Raw genomic sequence first — 14265 nt, 5'->3', positions numbered from 1 at the left:
GCAGAATATTAAATTCCAGATATGCTTTCAGATTGGCCAAAACGAGTGTAAATCCTTCAGTACTATCGCGCACCTCAGCAATGAGGGCCTCTGTTGTTGCATGTTCGAATGTATTTGTAACCGAGACAAAGGTTCCCCTGTAATTTTTTTGAATTTCCATTCAACGATGGATGGGCTGTCGTGATTACGCCAATTGAAAATAATTGTTTGGTTTTCGACAATCTCCAGTACCTCAACATTGACCTTATGGTTATACATCTCCCATTCCCATTCAATAGTCTTTCCCTTTTCTAATTTTCCCGTACTCTTAGTAAACCAGATTTTAGTTGTAATCGCAGGATCTACCATCGCCTGAAACACTTCAGCAACATCTTTCCGGATAAACATTTCTGCCTTTGCAAAATTCTTCTTCATTTCTCTATATTTTGTGATCGATAATGTATCTATTTATTCAAATGGATACATTATCAAATTTTGATCAATTTCAGGATACGGCATCCTTATTTAAAAATAGTAATTTCCTGATAAACAAAAGATTTTTGATCAACAACCATCAATATCTCAGACCTTGATCTGAACGGCAAATGGGGAGCGAAATATCCACATGTTACAATTGGGATAACCTTGTTTTTTTTTAGAGAATTCCCTGTAGAGATATCAAATCTGTTTTCCTTGCCTTATAGGAAGCAACTAAAAATGGCCTAGATCGCTATCTAACGGGGACTTTAAATTGCTCGCCATTCTTCCCAAAAAATAGACTCCTTTTCCCCTCACTTTATCAAATAAAACCGGTATATCGCCTTTCATAAAACTCGATTTCCATAAGAACTAAATTATACCCACTTACAGATCATGGCACTGGCGGATTAGATTTTGTTTTATTGTTATTTTATACTTACTTTGAGAAGGTTTTGTGGGATACCTATTGTAAACAGAATTAAACTATGAATTTCTCCGCCTGTTCGGATCAGCAAATTTTGAATCAGTTTGTCAAGGTGAGGAACGCGCGCTACAACACCTGATGCATCGCTTTTGGCAACCACTGTTCAAAACAGCGTCTGTCACGATGCAGGATCCCGAAGTCTGTCAGGAACTTGTCCAAAATGTATTTATCAATATATGGCGGAACAGAGAGAAAATAAATCTTAAATATTCCATCAAAACCTATCTATTTGGCTGCATTCGTTACGAAGTGTTCCGAAATGTCAAAAAGAAAATGGATTATGTCGAATTGAAAGATTTAGATGAGGACTATGTTGATTCCTTCAACCCATTGTTAAAATTGGAATACAGCGAACTGCTGGATTATCTGGATCAAATGATCAACCAGCTTCCTGACAAATGTAAGGAGATCTTTTACCTCAGCAGAATGGAGCAGCTAAGCCATAAGGAGATTGCTGAGAAGCTGAATATTTCCGTAAAAACAGTAGAAAACCAAATTTCTATTGCATTGAAACGATTAAAACAAGGTATGCAGAATATGCACATCTTTTTCAGATTTTCTTTTTCTAACAAGAAGCTAAAATACAATCAATTACAATAAATACAATCTAATAAAGACTCTTTTATATTTTCTTTTTAAAAAAAAGTGTAATTCCTTTTGGGGGCTAATTGAAAAAATGAACTCTATAAGAACGAATCAATTATAGATTTCATGAAAAAACCTGAAATTATAGACTTAATCAAGAAAATTTTGCGCAAGAAATCGGCTGAAGATGAACTGCGTGAAGTAGACGACAGGCTCTTGGATGCATATCATGATGATACTTGGGACGAAGATAAATTCGGCCCTGCAGAAAATATAGAAACACAGATTAAGCGCAACGTAGAACAACTTATTCAGACAGAAGCTGGCAATACAAAAAAATAAGCATTTTCCGTCGTTACCTCCCTATGCCGCCTCTTTCTTATTGGCAGTTTCCAGCATTGCCGGATATTACTTTTTAAAGCTCGAAATGCCGACCTACAAGTCACAAATCAGCGGGCATACCTGAATCCTGGTGCAGAAAAGGCCTCTTTGAAAAATTCAGATGGCAGCAGCCTGGACCTACAGCAACAGCAGGTTGGAGACACCGTTCCTTTTGGAAAGCTGTTGTTCAAAATTGACCAGAAAGGCATTATTAGTTATCAGGCAAAGACAGAGAAAAAAATATGGAATCTCAACTTGTCACCTTAGCAACCCCAAAGGCGGTAAATATCAGATCAATTTAGAAGATGGTACCAAAGTATGGCTCAACGCCGAGAGTAGCCTGATTTTCCCGGAGCATTTTGCTGCTGACCGTCGTCTCGTTCAGGTCAAGGGAGAAGCTTACTTCGAAGTTGCAGAATCAAAACACAAACCTTTTATTGTAGCAGGTAATGGATTTGGAATCCGGGTACTGGGCACCAAATTTAATGTATCCGATAGGGATAACCTCCATCTTGCAAAAGTCGCCCTGCTCCAGGGATCAGTAAGTCTAACGTCAAAAGCTGGCCATACGATGCTCAAACCTGGCGAGCGTGCAAAGATATCTGCCTCAGGAGTTCAGATAGATCAATTTGATGCTGAATCCGAAATCGCCTGGAAGAACAATTATTTTATTTACAAAGATGAAAATATCAAAACCATTATGGCGGACGTAGCGCAATGGTACGACGCCGAAGTAATATTCGAGGGAAAGGACTGGGATGATGTAAACCTCAAAATGAAAGTCTCCCGAAGAGAAAATATTGAAGAGATCTTATCACTTCTCGAATTAACCAAATCAGTCAAATTTAAAATTGTGGAAAGGAGGATCTACGTCACAAAAAGATAAATCGAAAACTTAAGCCGAGATGCTGTCACATCCCGGCTACGAATAGAGTTTAAAAATTTTCTGTCAAAAATTAATTAACCTTTTAATTCTTAACAAAATTATGAAAATAATACCGGGAAAAGAACAGCATATGTTCTTAATTAAGACCCTATTGATTATGAAGTTCTATCTACTGCTCGCATTTTTTGGCGTTGTTCAGGCTAAAACTCCGGTTTATAGCCAAAAAATGAACCTACATTTTAAAAATAGTAAGGTCGATCTTGTTCTCGCAGAAATCAGCAAACAGGCTCAGCTTGATCTGCTTTATGATTCAAAGCTGATCAAGAAAGCAAACCCTGTCACGCTTAATCTGGAGAATGCCACATTAAATGAAGCGCTGACAGCCCTGTTTCGAAATCAGGCACTTGAGTTTGAGGTCATCAAAAGACCTTAATAATACGTCCAAAAGAATCGACTGGGGTAGCTCGTACCGCAGAGGTTACCGAAAATCAGAAAGCGATCAATGGCTCAGTCACAGATCAACAGGGAAACCCATTAGCTGGCGTAACTGTACGTATAAAAATACCCAGATCACAACGACAACCGACGGCAAGGGAAATTTTACCATCGCCCCACCCTCCGGATCAGGTCAGGTGATGTTAACATTTACATACGTAGGCTATGAGCCTATTGAACGACCAGCAGATAACAAGGACCATTTAAATATCACCTTGGCATTGGCCAATAATAATCTGGACGATGTTGTTGTTGTAGGTTATGGTACACAGAAAAAATCAATGTCACGGGTGCCGTAAGTTCGGTCAATATGGCCGATATGCGTACACCGGTTCCCAATTTATCAAATGCTTTAGCAGGTAAAGTCGCCGGTATTATCTCCGTGCAATCAAGCGGTGAACCCGGTTATGACAATTCAAATTTTACAATCCGTGGGATCGGGACCTACGCCGGTAATTCGTCTCCACTAATTATCATCGATGGTGTGCAACGTGATGATGTCAATGGCGGTTTCGGTGGCTCTTTCAATAATATTGATCCCGAAGATATTTCCAGTATTTCCCTATTGAAAGATGCTTCATCTACGGCCATGTATGGAGCTAAGGGCGCCAACGGTGTTTTGATTATTACCACGAAAAGAGGTGTTGCCGGTAAACCAAAGATTTCCTTTAAGGCAGAAACAGGCTTCTCAGGTTTTACAAAAACGCCACAAATGCTGGATGGCGTAAAATATATGGAACTGCAGAATGAAGCAAGAAAAAATATGGGCTCGACCCCAACCTATTCTGATGAGTTGATCCAAAAACGAAAAGTGGACTGGATCCTTATATGTACCCGAATGTAAACTGGATTGATGAAGTCTATAAGAAGAATTCCATGCTCACCAATGCTAACATCAATATTACCGGTGGTGGTGAATCGATGAAATATTATATTTCGGGATCGTACTATAATCAAACAGGCCCTTATAAGGTCCGTAACTTAAACAATTACAATCCTAATCTCGATTTCAAACGCTATGATTTCCGGAGTAATGTGGATGTCAATTTATCAAAAACCACCTCCGTTCAGCTCAACTTAACGGGGATGTTGGTTAACTCCCGCTACCCCGGTATCGGTGCCGGTGATTTGTGGTATTTGGCCTATGCGACCACGCCCGTTGCCTATCCGATTCAATATCCGGACGGTAAATGGGCCGGACCACTGAGTGGTGGTGGCGCAAACCCATTAAATGAAGTACAAAACAATGGTTATTCCAGCGAATTTAAACCCATTGTGCAGTCGGTACTGACCATTAATCAAAAATTAGACGCAATTACGGAAGGATTATCTGCCTATGCCCGGTTCTCATTTGATAGTTATGGTGAATTCAACAACCGTCGCTCAGGGAAAAATGATTTATGGCAGGCGACGGGCAGAACACCTGAAGGGGAATTCATTTTTAACCAAAGCAGAGTCGGTCAGCAATTTTTGGACTATAGTAAAGAATCTTTCGGCCAACGCGTTATGTATCTTGAAGGTAATTTAAATTATGACCGGACCTTCAATGATCACAAAATCGGTGGGATGTTTCTTTATAATATGCGTAACCGTTTGGTCAGTTTGGCAGGTGACGTTGTTGGATCCATCCCCTATCGCAATCAAAGTCTCGCCGGAAGGATTAACTACGGATTTCGTGATAAATACCTTGTAGAAGTTAACGCGGGCTATACGGGATCTGAAAATTTCGAGAAGGGCAATAAGTTTGGCCTGTTTCCTTCCGCTTCGGCTGGCTGGGTGATTTCAATGAAGATTTTTTTGAGCCTTTGAAAAAGACATTTAGTTTATTAAAGCTTCGGGGATCTTATGGTATTGTTGGAAACGACAATATTGGAGCAGGCGATCGCTTTCCTACTTAACACAGATCGGTGATGGTGGCTCTACAGGTTTTGGTCTCAATGGAAGTTGGGTTGGCGGAAAAACGGAGAGAATATTGGGTGTAGAAAATCTCACCTGGGAAAAATCCTATAAAACCGGGATCGGTCTTGAAATCGGATTATGGAATAAACTTAATCTAATCTTTGATGGTTTTGCCGAACGTCGGAAAAATATTCTGATCCGAAGACAATCCATTTCTTCCATTGCCGGTTATAACAGTCTTTTTGTTTATGCCAATATAGGAGAGATGGACAATAAGGGTATGGATGCCAGCATTGAATACAACGATAAATTTGGAGAGGTTGGTCTCCGCCTTTTTGGTAACGTCACCTATAGCCGCAATAAAATAGTATTTGCGGATGAGCCAGTCAGACGTTATGGTTATCAATCAATGACGGGAACACGCTTTGGCGAATACCAAGGGCATATTGCCTTGGGCTACTTTACGAGCAAAGAAGAGATAGAATCCGCCCCGCAGCAAAAGTTTAGCCCAGTATCACCGGGAGATATCCGTTACAAAAACTTAAATGCCGAGGACGATAATATAATTGATCCTTATGACAGAACCTACCTTGGAAAATCCTGGTTTCCTTCGTGGCTATATGGTGCCGGTTTTTCTGTTTCGTATAAAAACTTTGACCTTTCCCTATTCTTTCAAGGGGTTGCTGACGTAGGTATCATGGCCAATGGTAGCGAAATTCCCGGAAAAGGCATGGGGTCAATGGTGTCGGAGTCCTCCCTTTTTCGGGTCTGGGAATCTACCCCAACAATACCATGTCCATTGTTGAAGACCGTTGGACCACAGAAAATCCACGTCAGGATGCTTACTACCCGCGCCTGACAATGGCCAGCGGCAGTGACAACAATTACATCAACAGTACACATTGGTTAAAAGATGGGGCTTATATACGCATGAAACAGGCTTCTTTGGGCTATACTATTAAAGCAAAAGAATTGGACAAACTTGGTTTCACGTCACTTTATGTCTATTCATCGGGTCAAAACCTCCTGACATTTAGCAAATTCAAGCTCTGGGATCCCGAATTGGGAAGCAACGGTGCCAAATATCCATTAAATCGTATGATCACCTTCGGCGTTCGGGCACAGTTTTAATCTAAATCTATACAATAACCATGAAACAGATATCACCAAAATATATTGCATCAGGTCTATTAGCGCTAGCCTTATGCCAAAATATGCAAAGCTGTAATTATTTGGACAAAAAACCGGATAACCTCCTCACTTCAGACATGGTTTGGGAGACCCGAGCCAATGCAGAATCTTACTTAAACCAGATCTATAGTTATATCGAAACACCAGTAGACGATTTTACGACCCTTGGTGCCAGCGATGAAACCTCATGTAATATACCCGTTGTGAACGTTCGGCAAATGGCTGTAGGGAACTGGAATGCACAAAGCATGTACTGGCAGCATTATTGAATAACGCATACACTGCCATTAGGCAGTCATTTATTTTTGAGGAAAACATCGACAAAGTTCCTGAAGGCGCATTGAGTACAGAACTTAAAGTACAATACAAAGCCGAAGCAAGGTTTCTGCGGGGCTGGTACTATTGGAAATTGCTACGTCAATATGGCCCGGCGGTATTGTTGAAAGGGACGTTGGGTTTGAACGAAGATTTCAACAAATATCCCCGCAATTCATTTCAGGAATGCGTCGATTACATCAATAGCATGATGGATCTTGCTGCAGCAGAACTTCCTGTGGTATGGTCCGCCTCGTCCAATTATGGCCGTCCAAGCAAAGGAACCTGTTTGGCCATAAAATCACAGGTGGCGCTATGGGCTGCAAGTCCCTTATGGAATGGAAATCCACGTTTTGCAAATTTCAAAAACAAAGATGGTAAGGCACTTGCCCCACTGCAAAACGATGCCAATAAATGGCAATTGGCTGCTGATGCTGCAAAAGCTGTTATTGACTTAAATGCCTATAAGCTCTTTACCAATCTGGATGAAGGAGATTCAAAATTCGATCCTTACCTGTCTTTCCGTAACCTCTTTTTAACCAACTGGAATAGTGAGATTATTTTTTCCACGCACAAAGCGGACACCTGGCAATGGGGACATGAGAAACGAAGTGCACCTGAACCCGGTGGAATTGCGATGATGAATGCCACACAAAATGTGGTGGATGCCCACCTGATGCGCAATGGCAAGACTATTGACGATCCCAGTTCTGGTTATCGGGAGGATGGTTTCGTAGCAACAGATGATCCAGCCGACTGGGGCAAAAGCCGCGATGGCGTCAATAGAGGTTACATCGCTGGCAATTCAAATATGTATGTAAACCGGGAAGCGCGATTTTACGTCAATATTCTCTACAATGGTAAGCCTATCCTACCCGCACCGACAGCCGATGACCGCAACTTCTTTTCGTCGGACGGCAACAAGGATGGACGCGGAAGAGCCGAGTTTTATTATTCGGGAAAAGCTGGTTTGGTCCAGAATTCAAATAGTGCCGATAAAACAGGATACCTTGCACAGAAAAATGTCAGTCCAGCCACTAATATTCGCCAGGATCGTCCCGCATATCGTCCGTATATTCATATCCGTTTGGCCGAAATCTATTTAAATTATGCCGAATCGCTAAATGAAGTTAATCCGAGCCATCCCGATATTCTGACCTATCTGAACCTGATACGTCAACGGGCCGGTTTACCTAAGTTGGAAGCAGTCTATCCGCAGGTGGTAGGCAATAAAGACGAACAACGTAAATGGATTCTCCGCGAGCGACAAATCGAGTTAGCTTTTGAAGGCGACCGTTATTTTACCCTAATCCGCAGACTGATGATGGGAAATCCTGCCTCCCGGGCAATATACCGGATGAGTATCGCTTCAAACGATAACAATCAGGGATTTTTTTATCAGGACTTCTATAAGAGAAACTTATTACAAAACAGATACTGGGATGATAAAATGTATATGTTCCTATTTTACAGGATGATATCGACAAGAACTCGGCGCTTGTTCAAAATCCAGGCTGGTAATTAAGGTTTGAATTTTAACTTTTACTATTTATGAAATTAATATATAAAAGGAATTTAGTTTTCCCTCTCCTATCCTTTGCGATATTGGCGGGAATATTTTCATGTAAGAAAGATCATATGGGTGCAACACATGATCCCAATGCGGCCATTGTTGTCACGGACTTCCTTCCAAAGCAAGGTGTCTATGGAACAGAAGTTCTGATCAATGGCGAGAACTTTACAACGGACACAGCTGCGATTTCCGTTAAACTCAATGGTATACCGTTAAAAGTCATTGGCGCAAATGGCACCCAAATCATGGCCATCATCCCTAAAAGAGCTGGTAGCGGACCTATTGAAGTCGCTATTGGGGGATAACTGGGACATCCAAAGATAGCTACAGCTATATCTACAAAAGAACGGTCAGTACCTTGGCGGGCAATGGTACAGCAGGCTTCCTCAACGGAAAAGGTGCTGATGCGAAGTTCAATTTTGGTGGTGAGTCCTGGTATCGCAGTGGCGGTATTGCTGTAGATGATGCGTTAAATGTCTATGTCACTGACCCTGGCAACCACTGTATCCGTAAAATCGATCCTGCCGGAAACGTAAGTACCTTAGCCGGATCCCCTAGTAATGCCGGTATGGCGGACGGAAAAGGCGGTGAAGCACGCTTCAGCCTCCCTTATGGATTAACCATCGATGAACAGGGAACTTATACGCTGTTGATCCGGGAAATTGGATATCCGCAAGATAACACCCGATGGGACGGCAAAGGTTGTCGCCTGGGCCGCAAGAGAGCCTTGGTTTATTGCTTATGACCGCGTGTCAAAAAGCTATACTATAATTCTGTGACCTCCCCTGCTCCTATTTATCAATTAAATACAGATGGTACAGCAGCAACGACCGTCATCGATGGATTGAATTTTCCAGCAGGTATGGCCTGCGGTCCGGATGGCAGCCTATACATCTGTCTACATGGCGACAACCAAATCAGAAAATATGACCCCAAAACCTGGAAGCCCACCATCTTTGTCGGTTCCGGTAAATATGGTTATAAAAATGGTGTTAGTACGGCGGCTGAATTTGCACTCCTTGGGGTATTGCGGCTGACGGCCAAAACAATGTGTATGTTGCCGGAAATGGTACTGCCGGTGGCGATAGCGGCTCTCCCGATCAAAGCGTTCGTTTTGTGGATGGCAAAACATTCCAGGTAAGTACATTTGCAGGATCTAACATCGCAGGTTTTACAAACGCCGTCGGCGAGGCTGCATCATTTAACGTGCCTGAAGGTGTGGCTGTAGATAAAAATGGTACAGTCTATGTCATCGACAAGAAAAATAATAGTGTCCGGAAGATTATATCAGAATAACCTAGCGGGTGTCCGAAATAGAACCATCGGACACCCCTTTTTTCTTGATTTTTGTTTGTATCCCTGACAAGATCTTTTCAATTTATGCATCCTCAGAAGCTCCGCTTTTATGTCTCCGACAGCTTCTTCAAATTTCAAATGACTTTATATGATTTTTAAGCGCTTATTTTCCTTGAGCTACGCACTATTGCAAGGTTTGCTATTGTGCGCGGCATGCGGTCATAGAGATCATCTCGAACCTATTCAGACCGACTCAACCCCTCAAAAAAGCAGGTACGTTTCGGTCACCGGTAATGACCAGAACAAAGGTACCGAGAGCAAACCTTTTCGTACTATCTCACGCGCTTTAGATGCAATATCACCGGGCGACACCATTTTTGTGCGTGAAGGCGCCTACCATGAGAAACTATTGATTTCAAAATCGGGAAGTTCAGCAAAACTCATTACGATAAAGCCCTATCCCAATGAAGCTGTGGCCATTGATGGCGAAGGACTATCCATCTCCGGCACAGAAGCATTGGTAACGATCAGAAATGCCCGATTTATTCAGTTTGACGGTTTTGAAATCCGAAATTTTAAAACACAAGCCAAGGGCAATGATGTGAATGGGATTATTATTGACCAGGGTTCAAAAAACATAACCATACGAAATAATAGGGTTCATCATATCGAGAACAATGCCAGCCCACAAGATGGCAGAAGTGGGCATGGTATTCTGGTCATCGGCAATACCACCGAGGCCTTACAGGATATTATTGTGGAGGATAATACGATCCATGACTGCAATACCGGTTACTCCGAAAACCTCACCATCAATGGATATGTCGATGGCTTTATTATCAGACGGAACAAGGTATACAATGGCGAAAATATCGGCATTGTTGCAGCTGGAGGATATGCCGCCAATGCTACAGCAAACCTGAACTATGTACGTAACGGATTGATCAGCCAAAACGAAGTTTATGATATTGATGGTAGATCTGGTCCTATCCCTGCATTTGCTGAGCATAACGGGGCCATTGGAATTTACATCGACGGAGCCCGGGATATCATTGTTGAAAGAAACAGTGTCTATCGCTGTGGGCGCGGAATCGGCCTAGTAAGTGAAACCGACAATTTTCCCACACGTGACTGTATTGTAAGAAATAACGAGGTCTATAGCAACTCACTCGCGGGGATAAGCCTGGGTGGCTATTTAAATTACAGCGGTGGTGGTACGTGGAAGTGTTATGTTGTGAATAATACCCTATTTCACAACAATATCGACAAAGGATATTTTGATGAAATTGAAGGTGAAATACGACTTGTGGAGAACTGTATAGACAACATCATCCAAAATAATATTATTGTTGCCAAGCCCAATAGCGTATTTATTCATAAATACACCAATACAGGTAAATCCAATGCGATTGACTACAATTTATACTTCAGTACCGGAGATGATCAGTGGATATGGAATGGGAAAGTCATCCGGGATCAACAAACCTGGAAATCAACCCTTATTGGCGATACGCATGCGATCTTTGGACAGGATCCGGGGTTTATATCAACGACACAAGCAGATTTTGGATTAAGGGATTCATCTCCTGCCCTTGACAAAGGAAATTTTATTAGTCAAGCGATCAATGGCGTATTGGATTTGAGCGGAAAGGCAAGATCAGAAGCAAATCGCATTGCGATTGGAGCATTTCAAAAATAATCGTTTAAAAGAAAAAATAGGCCAGTCAACACGAACTTGACTGGCCTATTCTACGCTTAATTTGAATTCTTTCCCTTTGATTTTAAAAATCGCTGGGTCAGATATTTTCGCACAGGGATATCGTATAATTTTAAACAACTATAAGCGAGCAAAATACTACCGATTACGACCGCAGCAGCACCGGGCAATGATTGCTCAAAATTGAGGTTTTCATTTTTCACCCAAGCGTAATACAAATAGATAAAAGGATAGTGCACCATATACAAAGGGTAAGAGATATCTCCCAAGAATTTAGACAGTTTGTTTGTAAAACTGCCCCCTTTTCCGGAAGCCCCAGAACAACTAGCAGTGGAAAAACCAGCACACAGCACAGCGTATCATAGAGTCCATTCATCCAGAGATTTTCAGCTCCCCGATACGAGGAATCGCCAAAAGTGAAACAAGGATAATACTACAGATCCAAAATGCACCTTTAATCCGAAAAGGTTTAAATACGCGCGATAAAAACAGTCCGGCTGTAAAGGAGAATAAAAGACGTAGGGATCCCGCTGTAAATTCTGTTCCGGTCAGCGAAAACCCTGCACAAATATCGCCCAAAGGACCCCAGATCGCAAATATGGCTAATCCACAGCCTGCAGCGACCACAAGTCCACCAAGTGCTTTTGTTGAAAATTTACGGATGATCAAAACATAAAGGATATTACCGATATATTCAAAAACAAGGACCAACTCGGACCATTGAGCGGGAACATCTCACCCAAGCCTCTTACTTCATGTCCGGGGAGAGCAGGGATCAACAGTGCATTTAATACCGTCGCTAGCAATAAAGCCGAAACAGTCACTTTGGATACGTCCCAGACCGAACAACCCTGAAAATAGAATAGGACAGCACCAATGATGGCCCCCATAATAACCATGGGATGTAGCCGTATAATCCGGCGTTTGATAAAATCCATTGTCGTCATCGTTCCCCAACGATCATCATACGCATAACCGACGACAAATCCAGATAACATAAAGAAAAAATCGACCGCGAGGTAACCGTGGTTAATACGTTGATCCAGATGGCTGGTTGCAAAGGCTTCGAAAATGTGAAAACATACTACTGTGATAGCTGCAACACCGCGTAAACCATCAAGCACGTTATAATGCGGTTTGGTATCAGCATATGCAGAGGTAGAGACTCTTGTATCGGGCATAGAAAGGGTAAGATTAGTTTGATTGATTTCCTAAAAACAAAGACGTAAATATAAACAAATTTCAAAAAATGCTGTATAATCGTCGTTCAAACTAATCTTTTCTTATTTGACAAGGGAATGTAGTCTCTCAGATAGACCTGCTCCTTCCGCATATCCTGAATATATTCCTTACTAAAAATTTCCAAAAGTATTTCTGAAATAGCTGTCGTGGTGGGCTTATCTTCCTCAGGTTCACCAAAGGAGAAAATCTCCTCCTCCGTTCGATCTTTCTTCGTTAAGAAATAATAAAAATCTGGACTTTCCCAGCCTTTTATCCCTGAACCCGCTTCTTCTGCTATGTTGAGGGCTGTGTATGTTTTTTGTAGAAAATCCTGAAGACTCTGGTAATCAGTTTTATTTTTGATGTTTTAGTCGCATATAAATAAGCAAATTTACCATCCTTATTTTCCGCCATCGCTAGCGCAGGAAAAGCGACACCATTCAACATGGCCAAGGTATCTTTGTCTTCATTATAAGACACCGTGGTATACCGGTAACCATAATATTTTTCCGGTTTTAGCTTCTTGGTCTCCCAGCCGGAGGTAGACTCCAGGTAAAAGGGGGTCGGCAAACTTCCTTCACTATCAAAAATCGCGATTGTATCTTTCTTAAACATGGCTGTTTCAAAAGCCTCTTTTAACGCCTTCTTATCCATCTCTTTCACATCAGAAGCTAACATGGATTCCGTTTTTTTATTTTCGGCGCATAAAAGGTTGAGACATCAAAGCTAGGATCTAATTTGTCCAAGAATACAACCGCTGGATCCTGAGATTGACAAGAATATAACAGTGTCGATAAAAACAGTAAAGAAAGAATACTTGTATGTCTAGAACTAAATAGCTTCATGGAAAATTGCCCAAAATTATCTTTTCATTTTCTATCTTAAACCAACGGTAAAAGATATCCAAATATACAGCGTATGGAGCGATATTAACACGAATATTTACAATCCGCATAAACTCATTTTAAAAACGTCATTTATTATTCCAGGGAAGTGGTACACTTTGTAGAATGTAAAAATAGATCTTAGTCTATTTAGGATACAGCAGCTATTCATTATATTTGAGAAAACATGAACCATACCCCTTTATGTCAATCGTTTACGACAGTATACTACATCATATCAGTCAACACAGTATCTTATCAGAGGAAGAGAAAGAACGCTTTTGCGCAGCATTGACCTACAAAAAAATACGCCGCCGGCAATATTTACTACAAGAGGGAACGATCTGCACACGGGAGTGTTTTGTGATCAAAGGCGCCCTGCGGCAATATGAGGTTAGCCCAACCGGCCGCGAGAATACCGTGCAATTTGCTTTTGAGAACTGGTGGATTTCAGATTGGTATAGTACCTTGCAAGCTCAGCCTTCGGTTTACAATATCGATGCATTGGAAGATACGGAGGTATTCTTAATAGAAAAATGCAAGCTGGAAGAACTGTTTATGGAAATACCAGCCTTAGAAAGCTATTTTCGGAAAATATTTCTAAAAGCCTTCGTTTCCCCAGAAAAGAATACTATTTCAGCAGAAAACAGCTGAGGAAAGGTATCTTGAGTTTATGAAATGTTATCAATGGTTTGAACAACGTATCTCCCAGCAACATATCGCCTCTTTTCTTGGTATTACAAGGGAATCGCTGAGTAGACTCAAAGGACAACAGTATAAAAACAGCTAAATCTGTGATAAATCGCACCGGTTTTATTTATCAAATAGCACAGGTTGACAAGTTAATTTCCAATTAAATTTGTTCATCATAAACCATAG

The 14265-nt window shown here is 41.5% G+C and carries 23 protein-coding genes and 1 pseudogene; 19 read left to right on the top strand and 5 right to left on the bottom strand.

Features of this window, described 5'->3' with window-relative positions; translation table 11 throughout:
• Nucleotides 1–27: 27 nt before the first annotated feature.
• Nucleotides 28–414, bottom strand: coding sequence for an SRPBCC domain-containing protein (locus KUH03_RS37090; protein WP_257089667.1), 387 nt, complete (start codon nucleotides 412–414; stop codon nucleotides 28–30).
• Between the two features lie 544 nt (nucleotides 415–958).
• Here KUH03_RS37090 and KUH03_RS37085 point away from each other — a divergent pair.
• The 17 genes and pseudogenes from KUH03_RS37085 (at nucleotide 959) to KUH03_RS37010 (ending at nucleotide 11263) form a co-directional block, all read left to right on the top strand.
• Nucleotides 959–1543: an RNA polymerase sigma factor gene (locus tag KUH03_RS37085; RefSeq protein ID WP_257097704.1), complete on the top strand. Its 585-nt coding sequence runs from the start codon at nucleotides 959–961 to the stop codon at nucleotides 1541–1543.
• A gap of 111 nt (nucleotides 1544–1654) precedes the next feature.
• Entirely contained in the window at nucleotides 1655–1870 is a 216-nt protein-coding gene (locus KUH03_RS37080) for a hypothetical protein (RefSeq protein WP_257089666.1), read from the top strand.
• Between the two features lie 160 nt (nucleotides 1871–2030).
• Complete coding sequence (locus KUH03_RS37075; protein WP_257089665.1) at nucleotides 2031–2795, top strand: FecR family protein; 765 nt, start codon at nucleotides 2031–2033, stop codon at nucleotides 2793–2795.
• Between the two features lie 100 nt (nucleotides 2796–2895).
• Entirely contained in the window at nucleotides 2896–3228 is a 333-nt protein-coding gene (locus KUH03_RS37070) for an STN domain-containing protein (RefSeq protein WP_257089664.1), read from the top strand.
• On the top strand, nucleotides 3206–3589 hold the full coding sequence (locus KUH03_RS37065) for a carboxypeptidase-like regulatory domain-containing protein (RefSeq protein WP_257089663.1): 384 nt from the start codon (nucleotides 3206–3208) through the stop codon (nucleotides 3587–3589). The genes KUH03_RS37070 and KUH03_RS37065 overlap by 23 nt, the downstream gene beginning before the upstream one ends.
• An 11-nt stretch (nucleotides 3590–3600) precedes the next feature.
• Nucleotides 3601–4134: a TonB-dependent receptor plug domain-containing protein gene (locus tag KUH03_RS37060; protein WP_257089662.1), complete on the top strand. Its 534-nt coding sequence runs from the start codon at nucleotides 3601–3603 to the stop codon at nucleotides 4132–4134.
• Nucleotides 4119–5099, top strand: a complete 981-nt coding sequence (locus KUH03_RS37055; RefSeq protein WP_257089661.1) for a hypothetical protein — start codon at nucleotides 4119–4121, stop codon at nucleotides 5097–5099. Before KUH03_RS37060 ends, KUH03_RS37055 begins: the two co-directional genes overlap by 16 nt.
• Nucleotides 5100–5193: 94 nt before the next feature.
• Nucleotides 5194–6048 carry a TonB-dependent receptor domain-containing protein gene (locus tag KUH03_RS37050; protein WP_257097701.1) on the top strand — a complete coding sequence of 285 codons (855 nt, stop codon included), beginning with the start codon at nucleotides 5194–5196 and terminating at the stop codon, nucleotides 6046–6048.
• Nucleotides 5982–6320 carry a hypothetical protein gene (locus KUH03_RS37045; RefSeq protein ID WP_257089660.1) on the top strand — a complete coding sequence of 113 codons (339 nt, stop codon included), beginning with the start codon at nucleotides 5982–5984 and terminating at the stop codon, nucleotides 6318–6320. Before KUH03_RS37050 ends, KUH03_RS37045 begins: the two co-directional genes overlap by 67 nt.
• A 20-nt stretch (nucleotides 6321–6340) precedes the next feature.
• Nucleotides 6341–6649, top strand: coding sequence for a hypothetical protein (locus tag KUH03_RS37040; RefSeq protein WP_257089659.1), 309 nt, complete (start codon nucleotides 6341–6343; stop codon nucleotides 6647–6649).
• A pseudogene (locus tag KUH03_RS37035) lies at nucleotides 6646–8085 on the top strand (RagB/SusD family nutrient uptake outer membrane protein); the annotation flags it as partial. The gene KUH03_RS37040 and the pseudogene KUH03_RS37035, both read left to right, overlap by 4 nt.
• 74 nt (nucleotides 8086–8159) lie before the next feature.
• Complete coding sequence (locus KUH03_RS49765; RefSeq protein ID WP_373564886.1) at nucleotides 8160–8216, top strand: hypothetical protein; 57 nt, start codon at nucleotides 8160–8162, stop codon at nucleotides 8214–8216.
• Nucleotides 8217–8333: 117 nt separating this feature from the next.
• On the top strand, nucleotides 8334–8573 hold the full coding sequence (locus KUH03_RS37030) for an IPT/TIG domain-containing protein (RefSeq protein WP_257089656.1): 240 nt from the start codon (nucleotides 8334–8336) through the stop codon (nucleotides 8571–8573).
• Nucleotides 8574–8626: 53 nt separating this feature from the next.
• On the top strand, nucleotides 8627–9013 hold the full coding sequence (locus tag KUH03_RS37025) for a hypothetical protein (protein ID WP_257089654.1): 387 nt from the start codon (nucleotides 8627–8629) through the stop codon (nucleotides 9011–9013).
• 30 nt (nucleotides 9014–9043) lie between these two features.
• On the top strand, nucleotides 9044–9409 hold the full coding sequence (locus KUH03_RS37020) for a hypothetical protein (protein ID WP_257089652.1): 366 nt from the start codon (nucleotides 9044–9046) through the stop codon (nucleotides 9407–9409).
• Nucleotides 9385–9564: a hypothetical protein gene (locus KUH03_RS37015; protein WP_257089650.1), complete on the top strand. Its 180-nt coding sequence runs from the start codon at nucleotides 9385–9387 to the stop codon at nucleotides 9562–9564. Before KUH03_RS37020 ends, KUH03_RS37015 begins: the two co-directional genes overlap by 25 nt.
• A 172-nt stretch (nucleotides 9565–9736) precedes the next feature.
• A complete protein-coding gene (locus KUH03_RS37010) occupies nucleotides 9737–11263 on the top strand; it encodes a DUF1565 domain-containing protein (protein WP_257089648.1) in 1527 nt (508 codons plus the stop codon).
• 56 nt (nucleotides 11264–11319) lie between these two features.
• Here the strand turns inward: KUH03_RS37010 and KUH03_RS37005 are convergent, their stop codons facing one another.
• The 4 genes from KUH03_RS37005 to KUH03_RS36990 form a co-directional block, all read right to left on the bottom strand.
• The gene (locus tag KUH03_RS37005) at nucleotides 11320–11634 is read right to left on the bottom strand and encodes an acyltransferase (RefSeq protein WP_257089646.1); all 315 of its coding nucleotides are present in this window, start codon (nucleotides 11632–11634) and stop codon (nucleotides 11320–11322) included.
• 19 nt (nucleotides 11635–11653) lie between these two features.
• On the bottom strand, nucleotides 11654–11950 hold the full coding sequence (locus KUH03_RS37000; RefSeq protein ID WP_257089644.1) for a hypothetical protein: 297 nt from the start codon (nucleotides 11948–11950) through the stop codon (nucleotides 11654–11656).
• Nucleotides 11947–12462: an acyltransferase gene (locus KUH03_RS36995; RefSeq protein WP_257089642.1), complete on the bottom strand. Its 516-nt coding sequence runs from the start codon at nucleotides 12460–12462 to the stop codon at nucleotides 11947–11949. Before KUH03_RS36995 ends, KUH03_RS37000 begins: the two co-directional genes overlap by 4 nt.
• Nucleotides 12463–12796: 334 nt before the next feature.
• Nucleotides 12797–13180: a hypothetical protein gene (locus KUH03_RS36990; protein ID WP_257089640.1), complete on the bottom strand. Its 384-nt coding sequence runs from the start codon at nucleotides 13178–13180 to the stop codon at nucleotides 12797–12799.
• Between the two features lie 410 nt (nucleotides 13181–13590).
• Here KUH03_RS36990 and KUH03_RS36985 point away from each other — a divergent pair, with 410 nt between their 5' ends.
• Both KUH03_RS36985 and KUH03_RS49760 read left to right on the top strand, forming a co-directional pair.
• Entirely contained in the window at nucleotides 13591–14040 is a 450-nt protein-coding gene (locus KUH03_RS36985) for a Crp/Fnr family transcriptional regulator (protein WP_257089638.1), read from the top strand.
• A gap of 19 nt (nucleotides 14041–14059) precedes the next feature.
• Nucleotides 14060–14176 carry a hypothetical protein gene (locus KUH03_RS49760; protein ID WP_373564555.1) on the top strand — a complete coding sequence of 39 codons (117 nt, stop codon included), beginning with the start codon at nucleotides 14060–14062 and terminating at the stop codon, nucleotides 14174–14176.
• Nucleotides 14177–14265 lie beyond the last annotated feature (89 nt).

This window comes from Sphingobacterium sp. E70, assembly GCF_019285695.1.
In the GTDB taxonomy this organism is placed as follows: domain Bacteria; phylum Bacteroidota; class Bacteroidia; order Sphingobacteriales; family Sphingobacteriaceae; genus Sphingobacterium; species Sphingobacterium detergens.
This window is presented reverse-complemented; position numbering and strand designations above follow the sequence as displayed.